18 protein-coding genes and 1 pseudogene are annotated in these 21,191 nt (G+C 61.7%); 13 read left to right on the top strand and 6 right to left on the bottom strand.

What is annotated here, in order from left to right:
- The first annotated feature begins 15 nt into the window (after positions 1–15).
- The 12 genes and pseudogenes from KFE19_01775 to KFE19_01720 all read left to right on the top strand — a co-directional run bounded on the left by KFE19_01775 (position 16) and on the right by KFE19_01720 (position 13,499).
- Complete coding sequence (locus tag KFE19_01775; GenBank protein QUO38278.1) at positions 16–414, top strand: GntR family transcriptional regulator; 399 nt, start codon at positions 16–18, stop codon at positions 412–414.
- Positions 411–1,127 (top strand): hypothetical protein, encoded by a 717-nt coding sequence (locus KFE19_01770; protein ID QUO38277.1) that lies wholly within the window; start codon positions 411–413, stop codon positions 1,125–1,127. The genes KFE19_01775 and KFE19_01770 overlap by 4 nt, the downstream gene beginning before the upstream one ends.
- Entirely contained in the window at positions 1,114–1,620 is a 507-nt protein-coding gene (locus tag KFE19_01765; protein ID QUO38276.1) for a hypothetical protein, read from the top strand. Before KFE19_01770 ends, KFE19_01765 begins: the two co-directional genes overlap by 14 nt.
- Positions 1,617–2,342 (top strand): ABC transporter ATP-binding protein, encoded by a 726-nt coding sequence (locus KFE19_01760; protein ID QUO38275.1) that lies wholly within the window; start codon positions 1,617–1,619, stop codon positions 2,340–2,342. Before KFE19_01765 ends, KFE19_01760 begins: the two co-directional genes overlap by 4 nt.
- A gap of 11 nt (positions 2,343–2,353) precedes the next feature.
- The gene (locus tag KFE19_01755) at positions 2,354–3,736 is read left to right on the top strand and encodes a hypothetical protein (protein ID QUO38274.1); all 1,383 of its coding nucleotides are present in this window, start codon (positions 2,354–2,356) and stop codon (positions 3,734–3,736) included.
- A 184-nt stretch (positions 3,737–3,920) separates the two neighbouring features.
- Positions 3,921–5,636, top strand: coding sequence for an ABC transporter ATP-binding protein (locus KFE19_01750; protein ID QUO38273.1), 1,716 nt, complete (start codon positions 3,921–3,923; stop codon positions 5,634–5,636).
- Positions 5,633–7,369 carry an ABC transporter ATP-binding protein gene (locus KFE19_01745; GenBank protein ID QUO38272.1) on the top strand — a complete coding sequence of 579 codons (1,737 nt, stop codon included), beginning with the start codon at positions 5,633–5,635 and terminating at the stop codon, positions 7,367–7,369. Before KFE19_01750 ends, KFE19_01745 begins: the two co-directional genes overlap by 4 nt.
- Before the next feature lie 335 nt (positions 7,370–7,704).
- Positions 7,705–9,540, top strand: a complete 1,836-nt coding sequence (locus KFE19_01740; protein ID QUO38271.1) for an iron ABC transporter permease — start codon at positions 7,705–7,707, stop codon at positions 9,538–9,540.
- Positions 9,541–9,599: 59 nt separating this feature from the next.
- A complete protein-coding gene (locus KFE19_01735; protein QUO38270.1) occupies positions 9,600–10,721 on the top strand; it encodes an ABC transporter ATP-binding protein in 1,122 nt (373 codons plus the stop codon).
- A 75-nt stretch (positions 10,722–10,796) separates the two neighbouring features.
- Positions 10,797–10,880, top strand: a pseudogene (locus KFE19_01730) (ABC transporter substrate-binding protein).
- Between the two features lie 1,300 nt (positions 10,881–12,180).
- Positions 12,181–12,732, top strand: a complete 552-nt coding sequence (locus tag KFE19_01725; GenBank protein ID QUO38269.1) for a hypothetical protein — start codon at positions 12,181–12,183, stop codon at positions 12,730–12,732.
- Positions 12,729–13,499, top strand: a complete 771-nt coding sequence (locus tag KFE19_01720) for an HAD family hydrolase (protein QUO38268.1) — start codon at positions 12,729–12,731, stop codon at positions 13,497–13,499. Before KFE19_01725 ends, KFE19_01720 begins: the two co-directional genes overlap by 4 nt.
- A 163-nt stretch (positions 13,500–13,662) precedes the next feature.
- Here KFE19_01720 and KFE19_01715 read toward each other — a convergent pair whose 3' ends face one another.
- From KFE19_01715 to KFE19_01700, 4 genes are all read right to left on the bottom strand, one after another.
- A complete protein-coding gene (locus KFE19_01715) occupies positions 13,663–15,231 on the bottom strand; it encodes a phosphoglycerate mutase (2,3-diphosphoglycerate-independent) (GenBank protein QUO38267.1) in 1,569 nt (522 codons plus the stop codon).
- A 39-nt stretch (positions 15,232–15,270) separates the two neighbouring features.
- Entirely contained in the window at positions 15,271–16,047 is a 777-nt protein-coding gene (locus KFE19_01710) for an HAD family hydrolase (protein ID QUO38266.1), read from the bottom strand.
- A 155-nt stretch (positions 16,048–16,202) separates the two neighbouring features.
- Positions 16,203–16,940, bottom strand: a complete 738-nt coding sequence (locus tag KFE19_01705) for an HAD-IA family hydrolase (protein ID QUO38265.1) — start codon at positions 16,938–16,940, stop codon at positions 16,203–16,205.
- A gap of 14 nt (positions 16,941–16,954) precedes the next feature.
- Positions 16,955–17,689, bottom strand: a complete 735-nt coding sequence (locus KFE19_01700) for an HAD family hydrolase (GenBank protein ID QUO38264.1) — start codon at positions 17,687–17,689, stop codon at positions 16,955–16,957.
- A gap of 486 nt (positions 17,690–18,175) precedes the next feature.
- On the opposite strand from KFE19_01700, the gene KFE19_01695 reads away from it, so the two are divergent.
- Positions 18,176–19,180 (top strand): LacI family DNA-binding transcriptional regulator, encoded by a 1,005-nt coding sequence (locus KFE19_01695; GenBank protein ID QUO38263.1) that lies wholly within the window; start codon positions 18,176–18,178, stop codon positions 19,178–19,180.
- Between the two features lie 94 nt (positions 19,181–19,274).
- Here the strand turns inward: KFE19_01695 and KFE19_01690 are convergent, their stop codons facing one another.
- Both KFE19_01690 and KFE19_01685 read right to left on the bottom strand, forming a co-directional pair.
- Positions 19,275–19,874 carry a DUF47 family protein gene (locus tag KFE19_01690; GenBank protein QUO38262.1) on the bottom strand — a complete coding sequence of 200 codons (600 nt, stop codon included), beginning with the start codon at positions 19,872–19,874 and terminating at the stop codon, positions 19,275–19,277.
- Between the two features lie 19 nt (positions 19,875–19,893).
- On the bottom strand, positions 19,894–20,913 hold the full coding sequence (locus KFE19_01685; protein ID QUO38261.1) for an inorganic phosphate transporter: 1,020 nt from the start codon (positions 20,911–20,913) through the stop codon (positions 19,894–19,896).
- Positions 20,914–21,191 lie beyond the last annotated feature (278 nt).

Raw genomic sequence — 21,191 nt, 5'->3', positions numbered from 1 at the left:
GGGCGGTGAGACAGCGTGATCTTTGACGGCTTCGTGCCGGTGGAGGGCAGTCCTCTGTACCGGCAGATCATCCGCCACATCCAGCGGGGACTGGCGGCGGGCACCATCCGCTTCGGGGACGAACTGCCCTCCCGCCGCACGCTGTCGGCCCTGCTGGGGGTGAACCCCAACACCGTCCAGAAGGCCTACCGGATCCTGGAGGAGGAGGGGATCATCGCCTCCCACACCGGCGCCAAGAGCCTGGTGACGGCAGACGGAGAGACCGTGGAGCGGGTCCGCCGGGAACTGCTGGCGGAGGAGGCCGGGACCCTGGTCCGGGCCATGCGGCAGATGGGGGTCTCCCGTGAGGAGGCCCTGGCGGAGATTCGGCGGCTGTGGGACGCGCCGGAGACAGGAGAGGAGGCGGAACCATGAGACGGTATTGGTCGGTGATGCTGCTGGGCGCCCGGGGCGTGTGCGGAAAGCTGCTGGCGCTGCTGGCGGTCCTGGCAGCGTCGGAGGCGGTACTGGTGGCGCTGCGGGGTCTGCCTGCCGCCTGCCTGAGCAACCTGCTGCAAGGCAGCTGCCTGTCCTACGCTTTCCGGGCGGCGCTGCTGGCCCTGGCGGTGATCTGCTGCCTCTGGGGCAGCGATCTGCTGGGCGGCGTCCGCTGCCGGTACACGCTGGAGCGGCTGCGGGTGGGGGAGCTGACCGTGGTGGTGCTGTGGGGTCTTTGTTACGCCCTGGCCTTTTTGATCCTGATGGGGTTCCAGCTGGTCTGCCTGTTGGCGGTGAGCCGGTGGTATCTGGCGGCAGGCAGCGGCACGGCCGGCCCCCAGTCCCTGTTTCTGGCCGCCTACGCCGACCCGCTGTTCCACGCCCTGCTGCCCCTGGAGGACTGGGGCCTTTACGTCCGCAACGGGATGTACGCCCTGTCTCTGGGCCTGTGCTGCTCCATGTGGTCCTTCTGGAGCCGCCGGAGCGGCTGGGGATGGGCCCTGTACGGCGTCGCCGCCCTGGCGGCGATCACCTTCCCCTCCGGGATCGGCAGTGAGAGCGGGGGACTGGTACTGGGTCTGGTGGCGCTGGCCGTTGCCCTGGGAGCGCTGGTGCCGGTGTGGAAGGAGGTGCGCCGTGGCGAGGATTGACTGGAGAAACTGGGCGCCGCCGGGACGGGACGCCCGGGGAGAGGCTGTGAATGCCCTTGGTTGTCTGGCTATGGTCACGCTGCTGGCGTGGATCCTGTTTGCGATCCGCTATATGAGCGCCTGGGAGCGGCTGTTCCTCTGGGAAAACGGTGCCCGGGTCCTGCGGACCGGGGTGAAGATGCAGGATCTCCGTGAGATCATCGGCGTTATCCCCCTGGTCTTTTGGATACAGATCGGCTTGGCGGCGGTCACGGCGGCCCGCCATTACGCGGACCACTACCGGGAGGGGAGCCGGCCGGTGTACCTGATGCGGCGGCTGCCGGACCGGTGGGAGTACCACCGCCGGTGCCTGGCCATCCCGGCGGCCACAGTCGCTGCCACAGCGGTGCTGCTGGCGGGGTCTCTGGCGCTGTTCTATGGGGCCTATATGCTGTTCACCCCGGCGGCGTGCGTCGTCCCGGGGCAATGGGCGGAGATTTGGAGGGTGCTATGATCGAATTGAAGGAAGTCGTCAAAAGCTACGGCGCCAAGCGGGCCCTGGACGGCGTGTCCCTGACGATCCCCCAGGGGGAGATCGTGGGACTGTTCGGAGAGAACGGCGCCGGCAAGACCACCCTGCTCAAGTGCATTCTGGGCCTGCTGCGCCATCGGGGGACCGTCACCCTGGACGGCGAGCCCATCACCGGGAAGAACATCGCCCGGCTGTCCTTTGCCACCTGCGAGCACTCCTTTTTCCCCGGGCTGACCGCGGAGGACCACCGGGTATTCTATCAGGCGCACTTCCCGGCCTTCCGGGACAAGCGGTTCCGGGCGCTGATGGAGTTTTTCGAGCTGCCGTCCGGCAAGCTCCTGCGGCACTTCTCCACCGGCCAGAAGAACCAGTTCGAGGTCATTCTGGCCCTGAGCCAGGGGGCCGACTACATCCTCATGGACGAGCCCTTCGCCGGAAACGACGTGTTCAACCGGGAGGACTTCTACAAGGTGCTGCTGGGCATCCTGGAGCCCACGGAGACGGTGATCCTCTCCACCCACCTGCTGGAGGAGGTCCAGAACTTCATCGGCCGGGCGGTGCTGATCCGCCGGGGGAAGATCGTGGGGGACACCAGCATGGAGGCCCTGGAGGACTCCGGCCGGGACCTGATGACCTATGTGAAGGAGACGTACCACTACCGGCCCGACCGGGTGAGCCGTGCCCTGTCGGACCTGACGGAGTGAGGGAGGCAGCCATGCGGATCCGATTTTGTATACTGGCGGTGCTGGCGGCCCTGTCCGTGGGCGTCACCGCCTGGGCCCACGGAGCCGTTTACGCCCGGCGGGAGGCGGTGACGGCGGAGCGGCAGGTGCTTGCGGGGGATCCCGCCCGGGCAGAGGGCGTGACGCTGGAGGTGCGGACCACCCTGGACCGGCACCTGTTCTGGGAGACGGAGATCACTGCCGGCGCGGAGACCGTCAGTGACACGGCGTACACCTTCAGCTACCGGGAGCGGCTGCCTGAGAGCCTCCGGCAGCCGGACGGGATCTATCTGGACATCTGGGGCAATTTCGGCCCGACGGACCGGGATGACGAGGTCGAGGACCAGGCCGGGATGGAGAAGCCGTTCAACGACGTGGCCTCCCGCTGTCCCGCCGGGACCACGGACTACACGGAGACCGTGCATCTGCGGGACTACTACGAGACGTATCCCCTCTTTCTACAGGACAGCATCGTCGATCTGCTGCCGGCGGCGGAGTCGTACAGCTTTGTGATCGAGGAGGGGGCCGAGTGGCCGGAGCAGCAGCTCCAGGAGCTGATGCGGACGTACTTTCCCATTCCGGTGCCGGAGGATGCCCTGCTGACGATCAGCATTGGCAAGGACGCCAAGGGGAACGTACAGAGCTTCGGCAGCGCTGGCTTCGAACAGCTCCCCGACCTCACCACATTCTCCGTGGTCCGGGAGGGCGGCGTCTACTTCCTCCTCAGCGGAAGCCAGGGAGAGACGCCTCTGGACACCAGTTTGTTCCCCCTGGGCTACGGGGTCTATTTCCTGCCCGTGGAACTGGAGAGCGCCGGAGAGGACTATGGGAAGGACACCTATGTGGTCCGGCTGGGCGACCCGGTCCGGGTCTGCCCCGTGGACCCGGCGGCCGCCGCCCAGGTCAGCCTCTGGGGCGGCGAGGAGGGCGAACTGTTCCTCTTCACCCGGCAGGAGGGCACCCTGACCCTGACGGTGCTGGACGGGACGGGCGCCGTCCTGGCGGATTTTCCGGTGCTGGAGGGGGCGGAGACGGGACCGGACCGGGTCTGGATCCGGGAGGACTACCTGGTGGTGAAGGCGGGAGACCGCTTCCGGGTGGTGGAGACGGCGGACCAGACCTTCCGGCCGGACCTGGAGGGCAGCTTCCGGCAGCTGCAGGAGGCGGGGCTCGACTTCACTTACGGAGAGACCACCATGGACTACGACGGGGAGCGTCTGGCCCTCGCTGGGCAGATCGGCTGGAGCTGCGCCAGCTTCCTGGCGCTGTACGGCGGGGATGGACTGGAATATCTGGGCACTTACACCCTCGGCCAGGACCGGGAAAACAGCTGTTGGATGGAGGAGACGGACCCGCTGACCGTCCGCCTGCCATAGGCGGAAAACAACCCAGAAGGCGGCTCCGGCGCAAGCCGGGGCCGCCTTTTTGCGCCGTCCCCCGGAGAAAGACGCTCCAAAAGTTTCCTTGTGATTTGCAACAAAATGCGAATTGATTTCCGGATGCTGTATGGTATGCTTATATAAAATGGCGTAAACGTTTGAGAAAGAATGGGATGCTGCCGTGAAAGTGGTTTTGGGGTATCTGAAGCCCTATACGGGCCGGGTGGCCGTGGGGGGCACCATCAAGTTCACCGCCGCGATCTTAGAGCTGGTGCTGCCGCTGCTGCTGGCCGCGGTCATCGATGACCTGGTGCCTGCCCGGGATCTGCCGGCCATCTGGCGGACCGGCGCTCTGATGGGCGTGCTGGCCTTTGCTGCCGCCGCCTGCAACATCACCGCCAACCGCATGGCCGCCTGGGTCTCCATGGAGGTGACCCGGGAGCTGCGCCGGGATCTGTACCGCCGGGTACAGGCCCTTTCCTGCGCCCAGATGGACCGGTTCTCCGCCTCCTCCATGGTGTCCCGGCTGACCAACGACACCTACAACGTCCACCAGATGTTCGACAAGGTCCAGCGGGGCGGCATCCGGGCGCCCATGCTGGTGCTGGGCGGACTGGTGCTGACCTTCCTCCAGCAGCCGGTGCTGGCCTTGGTCCAGCTGGCGGTGAGCCTGCTGACCTTCCTGACCATCACCCTGGTGACCCGCCGGGGCATCCCCTTCTACACCCAGGCCCAGCAGGCGGTGGACACGGTGGTCCGCATCCTGCGGGAGAATGCCTCCGGCGTCCGGGTCATCAAGGCCCTGGCCTGCCAGGGCCGAGAGCGGGAGCGGTTCGAGACCGCCAACCATGCCTCCCGCCGGGCGGAGGAGCAGGCTGGCTGGGTCATGGCCATGACCAATCCCATCACGGACTTCCTGCTGAACACGGGACTGACGCTGGTGGTGCTGGTGGGCGCTTTGTGGGTGGACGCCGGACGGATGCAGCGGGGCCAGATCGTGGCCTTTTTGACCTATTTCACTCTGATCCAGAGCGCCACGCTGGGCATCGCCAAGGTCTTTGTGCGCATCAGCAAGGGCGCCGCCTCCGCCCGCCGCATCCGGGAGATCCTCCAGGCCCCTCTGGAACAGACGGTGGAGCCTGCGGAGGCGGAGGAGGTGCGGCCCGGCATCCTGGGCATGGAGAACGCCACCTTCTCCTACCTGGGCGTGGAGCCGGACCTGGAGCAGGCGTCCTTCACCCTGGAGAAGGGACAGATGCTGGGCATCCTGGGGCCCACCGGCAGCGGCAAGACCACCCTGATCTCTCTGCTGCTGCGGCTGTACGACGCCGACGGCGGCGTGGTCTGGGTCGGCGGAAAGGATGTCCGGACCCAGGAACGCCGGGAATTGCAGACGCGCTTCGGCGTGGCGTTCCAGGGGGACACCCTGATCGCCGGCAGCGTGTATGAGAACATCTCCTTCCTGCGGGGCCTCAGCCGGGAGGCGGTGGAGGCCGCGGCCCGCACCGCCCAGGCCTGGGAGTTCATCGAGACGCTGCCCCAGGGGCTGGACACCCGCGTGGACCTGCGGGGCGCCAACCTCTCCGGCGGCCAGCGGCAGCGGCTGCTGATTGCCCGGGCCCTGGCGGGTGATCCGGAGATTCTGATTCTGGACAGCGCCGACAGCGCCCTGGACTACCGGACGGCGGCGGCCCTGCGGGCGGCGCTGCGCCGGGACCTGCCGGGCGTGACGCTGGTGGTGATCTCCGAGCGGGTCTCCTCCGTCCGGGAGGCGGACCGCATCCTGGTGCTGGAGAGCGGACGCATCGACGCCCAGGGCAGCCACCGTGAGCTGCTGGAGACCTGCGCGCGCTACCGCCAGATGGCGGAGCTGCAGATGGGGGAGGGAGCGGTATGAAAAAGCATCTGCTGCTGCGGCTGGGCCGCTTTCTGCGCCCCTACCTTCTGACCCTTGCGGGCATCACGGTGCTGATGGTGTGCGCCAACCTGCTGACGCTGACGGTGCCGCTGCTGTCCGGCTGGGCGCTGGACGCCGTGGGTACGGAGCCGGGAGGCGTGGACTTTCCCACTGTGCTGCGCAACTGCGCCGGGATGCTGGTCTGCTGCGCCCTGGCGGCGGGGCTGAACTATCTGGTCTCCGCCAAGCTGATCCAGGTGGGCCAGGCCGTGTCCTACGACCTGCGGAAGGCCGCCTTCCACCGGATGAGCGAACTGCCGGTCCAGTATTTCGACACCCACCCCGCCGGGGATCTCATCAGCCGCATCTGCTACGATGTAGACACGGTCAACGCCACCCTCTCCACAGACCTTTTGCAGATCTGCACCAGCCTGCTGACGGTGGCTGGGTCCTTTGTGATGCTTCTGGTGCTCTCGCCCCGGCTGGCGGTGGTGTTCTTCGTGACGGTGCCGCTGTCCGCAGTGCTGACCCGGCTCCAGATGCGGCGGATCCACCCCCTGTTCCGGCTGCGGTCCAGGGAGTTGGGCGCGCTCAATGGCTTTGCTGAGGAGCGCATCGGCCGCCAGCGGGCCATCCGCGCCTATGGCGTGGAGGCCGAGGACCTGCGTCAGTTCGAGGAACGCAACGACGAGGCCTCCCGGGCCTACTACCGGGCGGACTGTGCCAGCGCCTCCCTGGGCCCCTCCGTCAACTTCATCAACAACCTGTCCCTGGCGGCCATCAGTGTGTTCGGCGGACTGCTGTTCATCGGAGGGGGCATCTCCATCGGCAGCCTCACTTCCTTTGTGCTGTACTCCCGGAAGTTCTCCGGTCCCATCCGGGAGGCCGCCAACCTGCTCAGCGACCTCCAGGCCTCCGTGGCGGCGGCGGAGCGGGTGCTGGACCTGCTGGACCAGGAGCCGGAGCCGGCGGATCCGCCGGGGGCTCTGGACCCGGCGCATCTGGAGGGAGCCATTTCCTTCCGGCACGTGGAGTTCGGCTACGACCCGGACCGGCCGGTGCTGCGGGATTTCACCGCCGACGTCCCTGCCGGCAGCATGGTGGCGGTGGTGGGTACCACCGGGGCGGGCAAGACCACCCTGGTGTCGCTGCTGCTGCGATTCTACCAGCGGCAGGGAGGCGATATCACCGTGGACGGCCGGCCGCTGGAATCCTACGCCCGGGACGGCCTGCGCCGCCGCCTGGCCATGGTGCTCCAGGACACCTGGCTCTTCGGCGGCACCATTGCCGAGAACATCGCCTACGGCACGCCGGGCGCCACCCGGGAGCAGATCGTGGAGGCTGCCAAGGCCGCCTGTATCCATCGGTTTCTCATGTCCCTGCCGGACGGCTACGATACTGTCCTAACCGACGAGGGTGCCGGCATCTCCAAGGGCCAGCGGCAGCTGCTGGCCATCGCCCGGTGCTTCCTCTCCAACGCCGATGTGGTCATTATGGACGAGGCTACCTCCGACGTGGACACGGAGACGGAGGAGCAGATCCGCGCCGCGCTGGAGCGGCTGCGGCAGGGGAGAACCTGCTTTGTCATCGCCCACCGGCTGGTGACGGTCCGCAAGGCGGATCAGATCCTGGTGCTGGACGGCGGCCGCGTGGCGGAGCAGGGGACCCATGATCAGCTGCTGAAGCAGGGAGGAATTTACGCAAAGCTGTATAAAGCGCAGTTTTCATCGTAACTTTTCACGAAAACGTATTCGATTTTGACAAAGTTTACAAGTGAAGTGAAAATTGAACTCAAAAAAAGTGCATAAAAAGCGTAGAACTCATTTATGCTTTTTATATGAAAATTGTTAAAATCCATAAAAATTTTGTAAACAAAATAGCAAAAATACGAATTGACAAATCCTTGAAAAGAACTGATAATAGTTGTAGAAGGAGCGCAAACGTTTGCGAATATTGGTTTTTCTGCAAACGGGGACCGCAAAATTTGAAAAAATGGATGTGAGAGAGAAAAGAAAGAGGAAAAAAGCCCCCGTCGGACATCCGGCAGTAATCAGAAAGAGGTGTTATCGTGTCAAAGAAAGCCCTCCCCAAAAAGCCGCTGACCAAGAAGCGGCTGAAGAACCTGATCTTGAACGTGGTGACGAACCCGTTCAACATGGTCGTGCTGGTGAGCCTGGTGATCTTGTTCTGCCTGATCATCATCCCCCTGCTGACCATGATCTCCACCACGTTCACCGCGGCCCAGGCCGAGGTCATGCGGCGGAGAATTGAAGGCGCCCAGGTGGGCGACTTCACCCTTTACTACTGGACGTACATGCTGGCCAGCAACATGTCAAAGGCCGTTTTGTGGGAGCCTCTGCTCAACTCGCTGATCATCGGCGCGTGCGTGGTGGTCATCTCTGTGCCGCTGGGCTCCGTTCTGGCATGGCTGATGGTCCGTACCGACATCCCCGGCAAGAAGGCCCTGAGCATGCTGGTGATCATCCCCTACATGATCCCCTCCTGGACCAAGGCTTTGAGCTGGCTGGCCGTGTTCCGCAATGCCACCAGCGGCGCCGATGGATTCCTGGCCGGCATGGGACTCCCCATCCCTGACTGGCTGGCCTATGGACCCATCGCCATCATCCTCTGCATGTCCATGCACTACTACGCATTTTCCTATATCATGGTTTCCGGCGCGCTTCGCTCCATCAACTCCGAGCTGGAGGAGATGGGCGAGATCCAGGGCGCCAGCAAGCCCCAGATCCTGCGCCACATCACCCTGCCCCTGATCATGCCGTCCATCCTGTCGGCCATGATCATGACCATCAGTAAGTCCATCGGTACATACGGTGTGGCGGCCAACCTGGGCAACCGCATCGGTTTCTACACCCTGGCCACCAAGATGCGTGTGTTCATCGACCAGGGTCCCCAGGGCGTCGGCTATGCCATGAGCCTGGTGCTGGTGGGCCTGGCTGCGGCCATCATCTTCTCCAACCAGAGAGTGGTGGGCGTCCGCAAGTCCTATGCCACCGTGGGCGGCAAGGGCGGCCGGCACACCCTGATGCCTCTGGGCAAGGCCAAGACTCCCCTGATGGCCTTCCTGGTGGTGTTCCTGTTCCTGGCCATGGTAATGCCCATGTTCGTGCTGATCATGGAGACCTTCCAGGTTACCACCGGCAACGGCTACGGCCTCGACAACCTGACGCTTTACAACTGGATCGGCACCGTGGGCGAGGCTGACAAGTACATCAACCTGCCCGGCATCTTCCGCAGCAAGGAGTTCCTGAGCGCTCTGTGGAACACGGTCCGCCTGACCCTGATCGCCTCTATCATCACCGCCATTTGCGGCCAGTTCCTGGGCTACATCAGTTCCCGCGGCCGCGGCAAGTGGTACGGCAACCTGACGGAGCAGTTGGTGTTCGTGCCCTACCTGATGAGCGGCATCGCCTTCTCCACCATGTACTTCGCCATGTTCTCCGTGCCTCATTTCGGCGGCCTGATCCCCTCCCTGTACGGCACCTTTACCCTGATCGTTCTGACCTCCGTGGTCAAGCACTTCCCCTTTGCCAGTAAATCCGGTACGGCCAACATGTTGTCCATCAGTGTGGAGCTGGAGGAGGCAGCAGACATTGCCGGTGCCAGCTTCTGGAAACGGATGGCCTCCATTATCGTGCCTCTGGCGAAGAACGGCTTCATCTCCGGCTTCATGCTGACCTTCATCTCCATTGCCAAGGAGCTGGACCTGATCATCATCATGATGACTCCCACTACCCGGACCATGTCCTACCTGGCCTTCACGTATTCCCAGGACGGTTACAACCAGATGGCCGACGCCATTTCCGTCGTTGTGCTGCTGTTCATCCTGGTGTGCTATATCATCGCCAACCGGTTCGGCGCCGATATCGGCAAGAGCTGGGGCTGATCCCAGGTACCCGGACCCTGACCGTTTTATGACAGAACAGAAAGGATAAGGCGAACCATATGAGTCGTATTGAATTAAAACATATTGATAAATTTTATGGCGATAACCACGTCCTGCGGGACATCAACCTGACCATTGAGGACGGCGACTTCATGACGCTGCTGGGCCCCTCCGGCTGCGGCAAGACCACTACGCTGCGCGTGGTGTCCGGTCTGGAGCGCCCCCAGAACGGCATCATGACCATCGACGGCGTGGAGATGATCAACGCCGATGACGCCTACTATGCCGAGCCCAGCAAGCGTGGACTGAACCTGGTGTTCCAGTCCTACGCCCTGTGGCCCCACATGACGGTCTACAACAACATTGCCTTCGGCCTGAAGATCCAGAAGATGGCCAAGGAAGAGATCGACAAGCGGGTGATGGACTCTCTGCGGATGATGCGGATTGAGCAGTACAAGGACCGCTATCCCACTGAGCTGTCCGGCGGCCAGCAGCAGCGCGTGGCCATTGCACGTGCTGTGGCCTCCAGCCCCAAGCTGCTGCTGCTGGATGAGCCGTTGTCCAACCTGGATGCTAGGCTCCGTCTGGACATGCGCGCCGAGCTGCAGCGCCTGCACAAGGAACTGGGCACAACCATCATCTACGTCACCCACGACCAGGTCGAGGCTCTGACCATGTCCACCAAGATCGCCCTGTTCAAGGAAGGCGCTCTGAACCAGGTGGCAACGCCTCTGGAGCTGTACAACAACCCCATCGACCTGGAGGCTGCCGACTTCATCGGCAACCCCCGCATCAACCTGCTGGACGGGAAGGCCGAGATGAAGAACGGCCAGCTGGTGGTCAAGAGCGACCTGGGCGGCCATACCTTCCCGGGTAAGGATTTGACCAATGAGGAGTTCCCCAAGAGCGGCGAGTTCGACTGCGTGCTGGCTATCCGGCCTGAACAGGTCATCATCTCCCGGGAGCCGGTGGACGGCGCCATTCCCGTCACTGTCTACGCCAGCCAGCCCGCTGGTTCCGAGACCATCGTTACGCTGGTGGCCGGACAGGATGAATTCCTGTCCAAGGAGATCGGCCAGGCTCACTACGAGTTGGATCAGAAAGTCTGGGCCATCATTGACCAGGACAAGATCAACATTTACAACAAGGCAACCACCCGTCTCATTAAGCGCGCGGTGTGACCGCGAGTTTATGGATCGCGAGTTTCAGCCAGACACCCAACAACAAATATGCGAAAGGAGCACATTGAGATGAAGATGAAGAAACTCTTTGCGTTGCTGCTGACAGCGGCTATGGTTCTGAGCCTGGTTGCCTGCGGCGGAGGGAACGACACTGCTGCCGGTACTGGCGACGGCGGCGAGGATGCTGCGGCGTCCGAGCTGACCCTGGGTTATGATTTTGCCACGGATACCGAGCATTTCGGCCCTGTTTATGACGAGTGGAGCGATAAGACCGACGACGAGCTCTACGAGATGGCTAAGGAAGAGGGCGGCACCATCGAGGTCTACGCCACCACCTCCAAGATGCTGAACATGGTGGAAGCCTTCATGGAAGACTATCCCGGCCTGGAGCTGGACGTGATGGACCTGGACTCCGACGAAGTTCTGAGCAAGGCTGAGATGGAGTACTCCAGCGGCAACGTTACCGCCGACGTGCTGCAGACCAAGGACGTCAACGGCGCCGTGTTCTATGAGCACTATCAGACCGGCATCTTCACGCCCTACTATCCCTCCGACATCTGTTCTCACATCGATGAGGACCTGCTGAAGTACAGCCTGCCTCTGTACAGCTCTCAGGCTTTCTGGTATTATAATACCGCTGCGTTCCCCGATGGCCAGCCCATCGACAGCTGGTGGAACATCATTGAGAAGAACGAGGACGGCAGCCAGAAGTACCGCATCTTCTGCAAGGAGATCGGCACTGAGACCGCGTACCTGTCCCTGTTTGCCAGCTTCATCGTCAACGCCGACCAGATGGAGCAGGCCTATGAGGATATCTACGGCGAGCCTCTGGAGTACACCTACGACGCCTCCGACTTCGCTTTCGAGGTGCCCGAGAACAACGCCGGCGTGGAGTACATGTGGCGGTTCAGCCAGATGAAGATGACCTTCATCGACGACGGCGACGAACTGGCCCTGGCTGTCCACAACTCCACCGCTGACGATCCCGCTCTGGCTCTGGCCTCTGCCGGCAAGATCACCAACCGCGACGAGTCCGGTTATGACATCGCCTGGTGCATCAACCTGACTCCCTACACCGCTCTGCTGAACTGCGAGTCCCTGTTCGTGGCCTCCGGCTGCGACAACCCCGCCGGTGCCCGTCTGTTCATCCGCTACGTCCTGGGCGGCGCTGATGGTACTGCTGATGGTTTCGCTCCCTTCATGAAGGAAGGCAACTGGCCCGTCCGCGACGACATGGTCAACGAGAAGAACCCCGCTCAGTTGGATGAGCTGGGTGCCATCGAGAACGACTTCGGCGCCATCTATGAGATCTTCGCCGATTGCCAGGATATGTGGACCAGCTGGCTGAACCAGAATCCCAATATGTAATTCGTCCCACGGCGGCTGCTGTGTGACCAAGGAAACTGCGGGGGCGGGCATACGCCCGCCCCCGCACAGTCAATAGAAGGAGGCGACCGCCGTGCAGAATCGAAAACTGGAACAGCTGCGGCAGGAGGAGCGAAACAGAGTCTGGAAGGAGCGAGGAGACCGCTTTTGGGGTGCGTTCCTGTTCACCAAGGACGGCAAAGTGAAAAGTACGCTGCTGTTGTATTCCTTCTGCCTGAGCATGGTGTTTGTGGTGATTTACGCCGCAGCCTATGTGAGCTTGATCAACCTCCTTCATCCGATGCTGGAAGGGGCCCCTACGGCATGGATTAACTTCGTGGAGGCGGCCGTACCTACCCTGGTGGGGACGGCTGTGTGTTGTTTTGCCTGGTTCCTCCCGGAAAAGCGGATGCTTCTGTCTGCTTACCTGTGGCTGGCGGCACTGGCTGTTGCGTGTCTCGTGGCTATGCTGATCATCCTGGGCGGAGATTTCCAGGCGCAAATGCTGTTCCTGCAGTTCTTTGGGCTGTTCGTACCGGCACCCATCCTCCTGGGAGGGGGACTGTCGCTGTGGCTGTACCGCCGGTATCAGCGGCGCAGGCCCATCCTTGACAACAGGAGAATCGAAAGGACTGTGAGACAATGATCAACACCGTATTGTTTGATATGGGAGGGACCCTGGAGGATATCTACTCCGACGCGGCGAGCAAGATGGCCGCGGCCCAGGGCGTCCTCCGGATCCTGCGCAGCCACGGTGTGGACGTCCGGGTGGACGAGGACACCGCTCTCCGGATGCTGACCGAGGGCTGGGACCGGTACGCCGCGTACCGCAATCCCTCTCAGCGGGAGCTGAAGCCGGAGGAGATCTGGGGCGATTATGTGCTGACGGACTTCGGCCTGGATTTCGAGACGGTCCAGCCCTTCGCAGAGGAGCTGGCCCATATGTGGGAAGTGACCCACTATTACCGGAGCCTGCGGCCCCGGGTCAAGGAGATGCTGGAGGGATTGAAGGGCCTGGGCATGAAGCTGGGCGTCATCAGCAACACCGCCAGCTTGTATCAGGTCTACGAGATCCTGAAGGAATACGGTATCCGGGAGTATTTCCAGGATGTGACCCTCTCCTCCGTGACCGGCTACCGTAAGCCTGACCCCAACATCTTCAAGGTCTCCCTGTACCAGGTCCAGTCCGACCCGGCGGAGTGCGCCTATGTGGGCGACACCTTCTCCCGGGATGTGATCGGCCCCCAGAACATGGGCTTTGGGATGACCTTCCACATCCACTCCTTCCTGACGGCTTCCCGGGATACGGACATCCCCGACACGGTGAAGCCCACCTATTCCATCCAGGACATCTATGAGGTCTATACCATCCTGCGGGATCTCAAGCAGGGAGAGGGTGTCCGCCCGGCCTGATGCGAGCAGGCGGCCTTTGAATCTGAATGATCTGCGGGAGCCGGCAGTGCCGGCTCCCGCTTTCCGCTGTCCGGAGAAAAAACGGGAACAGCAGAACCCCGGAGGAGCTGTGGCTCCTCCGGGGTTCTGCTGTGTTCAGGAAGGGAAGGAAACTATCCATTCATTATGCGTACTGCGTGCCGGTGCCGTCCACCATGGCGTCGTAGCCCCGCTTGACCTTGTCGTAATTCTTGTCCCGGTCCAGGACCACGCCGCGGCCGGCGCCGTCCACCACCAGGCCCAGGCCGATCTCCTCCAGCTTCTGGTCCAGCTCGCCCAGCAGCTTGGGAGCGGAGCCGGGCTCCGTGGAGCGGCCGTCGAAGATGATGTGGAAGTAGACCTGCTCCAGGCCCTGCTCCTTGGCCATGGCGCAGATGGACAGGGGATAGTCGATGCAGCCGTGGGAGGACTTGTAGGTGAGGTAAGCCAGCAGGTGCAGGGAGGAGTGGTTCTTCTTCACGTGCTCCACGGCCTCCAGGAACACCGGGTTGCGCTGGAAGCTGCCGTCCTTGACGGCGGCGTCCAGGCGGACGTCGTCCTGCATGACGCAGCGGCCGGCGCCCAGGTTGGAGTGGCCCGCCTCGGAGTTGCCGGCCTTTCCGGCGCCCAGGCCCACGTGCTCACCGGAGGCGTGCAGCTTGGACCAGGACTGACCCGCCAGCAGGCTGTCCCAGTAGGGTGTGTCGGAGATGTGGATGGCGTCGCCCTCGTCGCCGGGGCCCAGGCCCCAGCCGTCGCAGATGATGAGGAGCATCTTGCGGTCCTTGCCCCAGTCACGGCCCTCCGCCAGGGACTTGCCGGTCATGACAGCAGGCTGGGGGATGCCCATGACGTCCAGCACCGTGGGGGCCACGTCGCTGAGGGCGCCGTCCCGCAGCTGGATGGGCGTGGGATCGGCGGGGTCCATCATGACGAAGGCCACCAGGTTGGTGGTGTGGGCGCCGTCGGGCTTGCCTGCGGCAGTATAGAGCTTTTCGATGTTGCCGTGATCGGCGGTGACAGCCACCACATAGCCCTTGGACAGGGCGTCGCCCACCACCTTTTCCAGGGCCCGGCTCACATGGGCGCAGGCCTCCAGCTTAGCGGCGGTGTTCTGGGTGTGGCCGATGACGTCGCCGTTGGCGAAGTTGGTGACGATGAAGTCATACTTGCCCAGGGCGTCGGTCAGGGTGTCGGTGACCTTGGGCAGGGACAGCTCCGGCTGCTGGTCAAAGTCGATGCCCTTGGGGGAAGGGATGCAGATGTCGTCCTCACCGGGGAAGGGGTTGTTCTCGCCGCCGTTGAAGAAGAAGGTCACATGGGCGAACTTCTCGGACTCGGCGCAGTGAAGCTGGGTCTTGCCGGCCTCGGAGAGGACCTGGGCCAGGGGCTTTTCCACGTGCTCCGGCGCAAAGGCGATGGGCAGGTCCTTGAACTTGTCGTGATACAGGGTCAGAATGGAGAAATCCAGGTTGTTGAGCTTGTGGATGTCCACGGCGCTGAAGTCCTTGTCGGTGAACATCTCCGTCAGCTCGATCTCCCGCTCGCCCCGGCGGCAGCAGAAGATGACAGCGTCGTTGTCCTGGATGCGGCCCACAGGGACGCCGTTCTCCGTCAGGACCATGGGCTCCAGATGATAGTCGTCCTGGCCCAGTTCATATGCCCGCTTGACGGCCTCCGCCAGCTGGGCGCCGCCATGGTTGATCTGAGACATGGGTGTACCTCCTTGATATAGATGTGAAGTCAAAGGGCTTTACTGCCCGTCGGTGGGAAGGACCAGCTTGTCGACGGCCACATGGCCCCGGGCGGGGAAGATGTCCAGCAGCTGCGGGAAGGTGTAGACCTTGGCGTCGGGCATGTTTTCCTCCGTCAGCTTCAGGGGCTTCTTGGGGTCGTACTGCACCGTCACGGTCATGCCGAAGGCGCAGGCCTTGGCGCCCACGATGTCCCGGTTCAGGTTGTCGCCCACGTAGCAGCAGTTTTCCGGCTGGGCCTGGACCTCATCCATGGCATAGTAGTAGATGGCGGGCCCGGGCTTGCGGACGTAGGTGATGGAGGACTGCTGGACGGTCTTAAAGTAGGGCCGCAGGCCGTCGGCGTCCAGCCACTCGTTCACCTCCCGGCGGCCCACCAGGTCAGAGATGATGCCCAGGGTGTAGCCTCTGGCGCACAGCTCCTTCACGGTCTCGGCGCCGCCGTCCACCACGGTGCGGATGCCCTTGGTCTGGCGGTACTGATAGGTCAGCTCCCCGGCGTTTTTCAAGATCAGGTCCCGGTCGCAGTCGTAGGCCAGCCAGCGGGTCCAAAGGACCTCCTCCGGCGCCTCGCACATGAATTTCAGGGCCCACTCCCGGTACTTGTCGTAGCGCTTGTCGATCACGGTGTCGAACCAGGCGCAGGGGTCCTCTACCTGCACGCCGCACAGCTCCGCGATTTTGGTCTTGGCGGCGGCCAGATAGGCGGGGTCCTCCTTGATGACCCGGAAGGTGCCGCCCAGGTCGAAAAAGATGAAGCGGATATCAGTATTCATAGCTCCAGCCTCCTTTGCTGATGCCGTCCCTTTTCGGCGGGCGGCAGGCCGGGCTCCCTCCGGCGGGAGGGGCAAAAGATCGCGGTTTCAGAAACCAAGAAGCGCTGAAAGCTTGCTCAGCCTGCCGAAAAAGCGCTTCGGCAGGCTGAACCGTCTCAGTTCAAGGCGGGCAGAAGATCCAGGATCTCCCGGAAATCGGAGATCACCGCGTCGGGGCGGACGGGTCCGCCGACATCCACCGGATGCTTCTTCTCGGGCGAGCGGAAGATGATGTTGCAGCCCACACCGGCCTCCACGGCGCCGGTCAGGTCCCGCTTGACATTGTCGGCCACGGACACGCAGTCCGCCAGATCCACGCCCAGCTCCCGGGAAGCGATGCGGTAGATCTCGGCGCCCGGCTTGCGCAGATGGCACACGGAGGAGAGAACCACGCTGGAGAAGTACTGGTCCAGACCGTCCTCCTCCAGCCAGTCGGGCACCTCGTTCTCGCCGATCAGGTTGGAGATGATGCCCAGGCGGTAACCCCGCTCATGGAGGGTACGGAGGACCTCCTCACCGCCGTCCACTACCACCCGGCGGCCCTTGGTCTGCCGGTACTGGAAGGACAGCTCGTGACAGACCTGGGCGATGCGGACCGGGTCATAGTCCGGAAGCAGCCACTTGCACCACAGCTCCTCGTCGCCGGACTCCTTGAATTCGCCCAGCGCCCACTTGCGGTAGGGCTCGTAGCGCTCCTCCACCAGCTGGTAGAACTCCTCATAGGGCAGGTCCGTGCCGGCGATCTCCGCCATTTTGCGGCGGGCGTGGCGCATGTAGGGCTCGTCGTTGAGGGCGATGCGCAGCGTGCCGCCCAGGTCAAAAAATACCGCCTTGTAACGCTTCTTCAGTTCCATATCAGGACGCCTCCTCAATTTCTGGCAGGAAAGATATCCAGCAGCTGGCTCAGACTGGTGATCACATGGTCGGGGGTGAACTCCTTACCGGTGGCCTTCTCCATGTTCAGAGTATCCGGCTCATCGATGCGGATCATCATGGCGAAGCCCGCGGCCTGGGTGCCCTCCACGTCACGGACCGGGTTATCGCCCACATAGGCGCACTGGGCCTCGGGGGAGCCGATACAGCGGCAGGCCAGGTGATAGATGGCCGGATCCGGCTTGCGCAGGCGGACCTTGGAGGAGAGGATGGTGGTTTTGAAGTACTGGGCCACGCCGTCGGCGGCCATCCAGTCGGGGATCTCGGTCTCGGTGACGGTGTTGGCGATAATGCCCAGGGTGTAGCCTCTGGCGCACAGCTCCTTCAGGGTCGCCACGGCGTCGGGCCGGGCCACCCGGCGGCCATCGTGGTCCCGCCACAGGCGGGTCAGCCGGGGCGCGTTGGCGAAGATCATGTTGGTGTCGTAGTCCGGCAGCATGTACTGGGTCCACAGCTCGCCCTCGGAGGCGTCCAGCAGTGTGGACTTGGATAGCTTGCGGTAGGCCTTCCACCGCTCCTCCAACTTGGCGAAGAGCTCGTCGTGGGTCTCCTTGGTCTGGATCAGCTCCATCAGGTCCGCTTCCGCCTTGTCGATGAACGCCTGGTCCTTCAGAACGATACGAAGGGTATTGCCAACGTCAAAAAAGATGGTCGTGATATCGGGTGTCATGACAGTCTCCTCCTATTTTGATATTTGAGCGGCGGTCCAGACCTCCGGTCCGCGCTCCATGAGCAGCCCACGCCCCGGCGGGCAGACCGCCGCGGCGCAGGAGTGTGCAGGATGTCTCCGGAGGGGATGGCAGGTGCCGCCGCGGAAAGAAGGAGCCGCCGGTTGCAGACCTTGGGGAGGGTCCGCACGGGCGTTCCGGGATAGCACTTTCCGGAGAGTTTGCAAACGTTTGCGCTCTTTACAACTTCATTTTAGGCTAAACTGCCCCGCTTTGTCAATATAGCAAATGCCAAAGTGTGAGAGCATTTTTCGGTTTTATGACCAATAGTTCAAAAAAAGCAGAATGATGTTGACATTGACAGAGAAATTATATATGCTTTTGTATAGAAAAAACGTAAAAGAGCGGTTTCGGACCTGGCTGAAGAAAACAGCTGGAAACGTTTGCGGCCGATTGCACCGCAGCCGCTTCGAAAAGGACGATGGGCGATGAAAAGTGTGACTTTGAAGGACGTGGCCAGGGCTGCCGGAGTCTCCTATGCCACGGTATCCAGGGCGCTGTCCGGCAGTTCGCAGATCGGAAGTGATACCCGGGAACGAATCATCAAGCTGTGCGATGAGATGGGCTATACCACCAACTATGTGGCCCGGTCCATGGTGATGAAGAAAACGGACCTGATCGGCCTGGTAATGCCGTCCATCGACAATGAATTCATGTCTCAGTTGGCCCACTATGCGGAGATGAGCGCCCGTACCCACGGATACAACATCATGCTGTGCAACTCCGGTCCGGATCTCAAACAGGAAAAGACGGTGGTGAAGCTGCTGCTGGGCCGGAAGGTGGACGGCATCCTGATCGTGCCCCAGAGCCCCAAGACCTACGAGAACATCCAGGCCTATACCGACCAGGTCCCTACAGTGTTTCTCAGCGAGAACCTGCGGGACCAGCCCCAAAGTTATGTATCCGTGGACAATAGTCTTGGCACCTTTCTTGGGATGGAATACCTCTATTCCCTGGGGCATCGGGATATTCTGTACTTTGGCCGCCGCCACTCCACCACGCATCAGCTGCGGGCGGAAGGGTATATCCGCGCCTGTCAGGAGATGGGACTCAAGCAGCGGTTTTTCAACAGCGAGTATTCCCGTTCCTCGATCGAAAATGGCTATCAAATGGCCAAGGAGCTGTTCTCCCAACCCATTGACTATACCGCCATTTTTGCCTCCACAGATTCCAACGCCCTGGGCCTTCTGAAGGCTGCGGACGAGCTGCATATTGCCATTCCTGAGCGGCTGAGCCTGATTGGCTTCGATAATATTCCCGCCACGGCTTTGCCCCGGATTGATTTGACCACTATTGAGCAGCCCATGCGGGCCATGGCGGTTCAGGCGGTGGATATGCTGCTGGACAAAATCGAGCGGGGGACCCAGGGATATGTCCATCAGATTATGACACCCAGTCTTGTCAAACGGGGCACCTGCCGCTCGCTGCAGTAAAAATTTCTTCATAATATCGCAAAAAAGCACCGCTTACGCGGTGCTTTTTTGCGGCGGCAGAGCCGTCGGGGTTAGGAGAAAAGAAATGGAAGAATCAAAGTTTCACAATGATATCCAGCAGGATATCGGCGCTGGCGTCGCCCTTGTCGGAGGCGTGGTTGAGGTGGCTGTATATCTCCCGGTATTTCAGGATGCGGCGGAAATCGTCCCCGGCAAACAGCTCCGTCATGGATTTGTGGAACTGGACGTTAAGCGTGTTTTCCAGCTTCTTGACCCGTGTGGCTTCCTGGTAGACTTTGGCGTGGTCCTTCTCCAGATTCTGCACGCACAGCAGAAGTCCATCCGCCATCTGCAGCAGGGTATTGGACATGGTGATCAGGTGTTCGTCAGGCGGAATCTCATAGATCCGCAATTCCTTCACCGTGGTCCAGGCGTAGTCGGCCAGATCGTCGGCGGAGGAGGACAGCCGGAACAGGTCCTCCCGGTCGATGGGGGTGATGAAGGTGCGATTGATGTCCTCAACCAGCTCCCGGCGAATGGCATCGGCTTCTTTCTCCTTCACTTTCACGAAGTCGCCGTTTTCCTGAGTGGGGTCCTCACAATAGCGGCACAGAGCCGCCACTGCGTCCCGGATGACGGTGACCTGCTGGATCAGCAGATGATAAAAGTTGAGACTTTCTTTCCGTTTGAACATACGGGGAGACCTCCTTCGATCAGTAAATCACAGAGAACAGGAAAAACAGTAACGCGCCCAGAGAGCCGGCGATGGGGATAGTGATGAACCAGGACAGCAGGATCTTGCCGGCCACGTTCCAGCGGACGGCCTTGTAGCGCTCCGCCGCGCCCACGCCCATGATGGAGGAGGAGACGATCTGGCTGGCGGATACCGGCGCGCCCAGCAGGGAGGAGGTCAGGATTACGGTACCGGCCGTCAGCTGCGAGGCAAAGGAGTGGATGGGCTGGACCTTATAGATACCGGTGCCCACCGTCTTAATGATCTTGAAACCGCCGAAGGCGATTCCGCAGGACAGGCACAGAGCCGCACAGACAATGGCCCAAATGGGAATACTGGCCTCCGCACCGCCGTAGATCCCCATGAGGATCAGCACGATGCCGATGGATTTTTGAGAGTCGTTGAAGGAGTGGTTAAAGGCCAGAAAGGTCATGTTCAGCCACTGTGCGTATGTAAAGAATTTGTTGACGCCAACTCCCGCGTGAAGGGTCAGGGCCAGCAGCAGCTTCAAAATCAAAAACCCCAGCACGAAGCTGACCGCAGGGGTCAGGAAGATCATCAGAACGACCTTCCCCCAGAAATAGGACCAGGAGATGGCGCCGGTGCCGAAAGCGGCGATACCGGCGCCCACCACACCGCCGATCAGCGCGTGGGATGAGGACGCGGGGATGCCGAAGCGCCAGGTGGTCAGATTCCAGAGGATCGCCGCCAGGATGCCCGCCGTGATGAATGCCAGGGCGGTGTCTCTGCTGCCGGCGTCGGTGTAGAAGGCTTCGCCCACCAGTTTCTGAATGGTGTTGGAGACACTGGAGCCGACAACCAGAATGGCAAAGGGAGAGAGAAATTCCACCACTGCGGCCCAGGCCAGAGCGGGGTTAGGGCGCATGGAGCGGCTTGCGATCAGCGTGGCCACCACATTGCAGCCGTCATGGAATCCGTTGACATAGGTAAAGACGAAAATCATTCCGGTCAGCAGAATAAAGGAGATCTCCGACGGCACGGTAGGCACTTCCTTTCCCGCAAATAGCGCAAACGATTTCAAATTTATTTTAGGGATCTGCCTTGCGTTTACTTATTTTATTATGAATATTAGTGTGAATTATGTCAATATGAACTTGAAATTATATGGCAACTTTTATAAAAGCGTCAACTAATAAAGGCGGGCGCTGTAAAAATTTACGATATAAAACTCAAACGTTTGCATTATTAACGGATGCTTAGCAGCAATTGGGCAACCAGCTTTCCCCAATTCAAAATGGATTTTAGGTCTGAGAGGGA

The sequence above is a fragment of the Dysosmobacter sp. Marseille-Q4140 genome, assembly GCA_018228705.1.
Lineage (GTDB): Bacteria > Bacillota > Clostridia > Oscillospirales > Oscillospiraceae > Oscillibacter.
This window is presented reverse-complemented; position numbering and strand designations above follow the sequence as displayed.

What these genes read in the sequence shown, in the direction of transcription:
- KFE19_01770 (QUO38277.1), top strand. Translation starts at nt 411, where the DNA reads ATGAGACGGTATTGGTCGGTGATGCTGCTGGGCGCCCGGGGCGTGTGC.
- KFE19_01760 (QUO38275.1), top strand. Translation starts at nt 1,617, where the DNA reads ATGATCGAATTGAAGGAAGTCGTCAAAAGCTACGGCGCCAAGCGGGCC.
- KFE19_01755 (QUO38274.1), top strand. Translation starts at nt 2,354, where the DNA reads ATGCGGATCCGATTTTGTATACTGGCGGTGCTGGCGGCCCTGTCCGTG.
- KFE19_01745 (QUO38272.1), top strand. Translation starts at nt 5,633, where the DNA reads ATGAAAAAGCATCTGCTGCTGCGGCTGGGCCGCTTTCTGCGCCCCTAC.
- KFE19_01735 (QUO38270.1), top strand. Translation starts at nt 9,600, where the DNA reads ATGAGTCGTATTGAATTAAAACATATTGATAAATTTTATGGCGATAAC.
- KFE19_01720 (QUO38268.1), top strand. Translation starts at nt 12,729, where the DNA reads ATGATCAACACCGTATTGTTTGATATGGGAGGGACCCTGGAGGATATC.
- KFE19_01715 (QUO38267.1), bottom strand. Translation starts at nt 15,231, where the DNA reads ATGTCTCAGATCAACCATGGCGGCGCCCAGCTGGCGGAGGCCGTCAAG.
- KFE19_01710 (QUO38266.1), bottom strand. Translation starts at nt 16,047, where the DNA reads ATGAATACTGATATCCGCTTCATCTTTTTCGACCTGGGCGGCACCTTC.
- KFE19_01705 (QUO38265.1), bottom strand. Translation starts at nt 16,940, where the DNA reads ATGGAACTGAAGAAGCGTTACAAGGCGGTATTTTTTGACCTGGGCGGC.
- KFE19_01700 (QUO38264.1), bottom strand. Translation starts at nt 17,689, where the DNA reads ATGACACCCGATATCACGACCATCTTTTTTGACGTTGGCAATACCCTT.
- KFE19_01695 (QUO38263.1), top strand. Translation starts at nt 18,176, where the DNA reads ATGAAAAGTGTGACTTTGAAGGACGTGGCCAGGGCTGCCGGAGTCTCC.
- KFE19_01690 (QUO38262.1), bottom strand. Translation starts at nt 19,874, where the DNA reads ATGTTCAAACGGAAAGAAAGTCTCAACTTTTATCATCTGCTGATCCAG.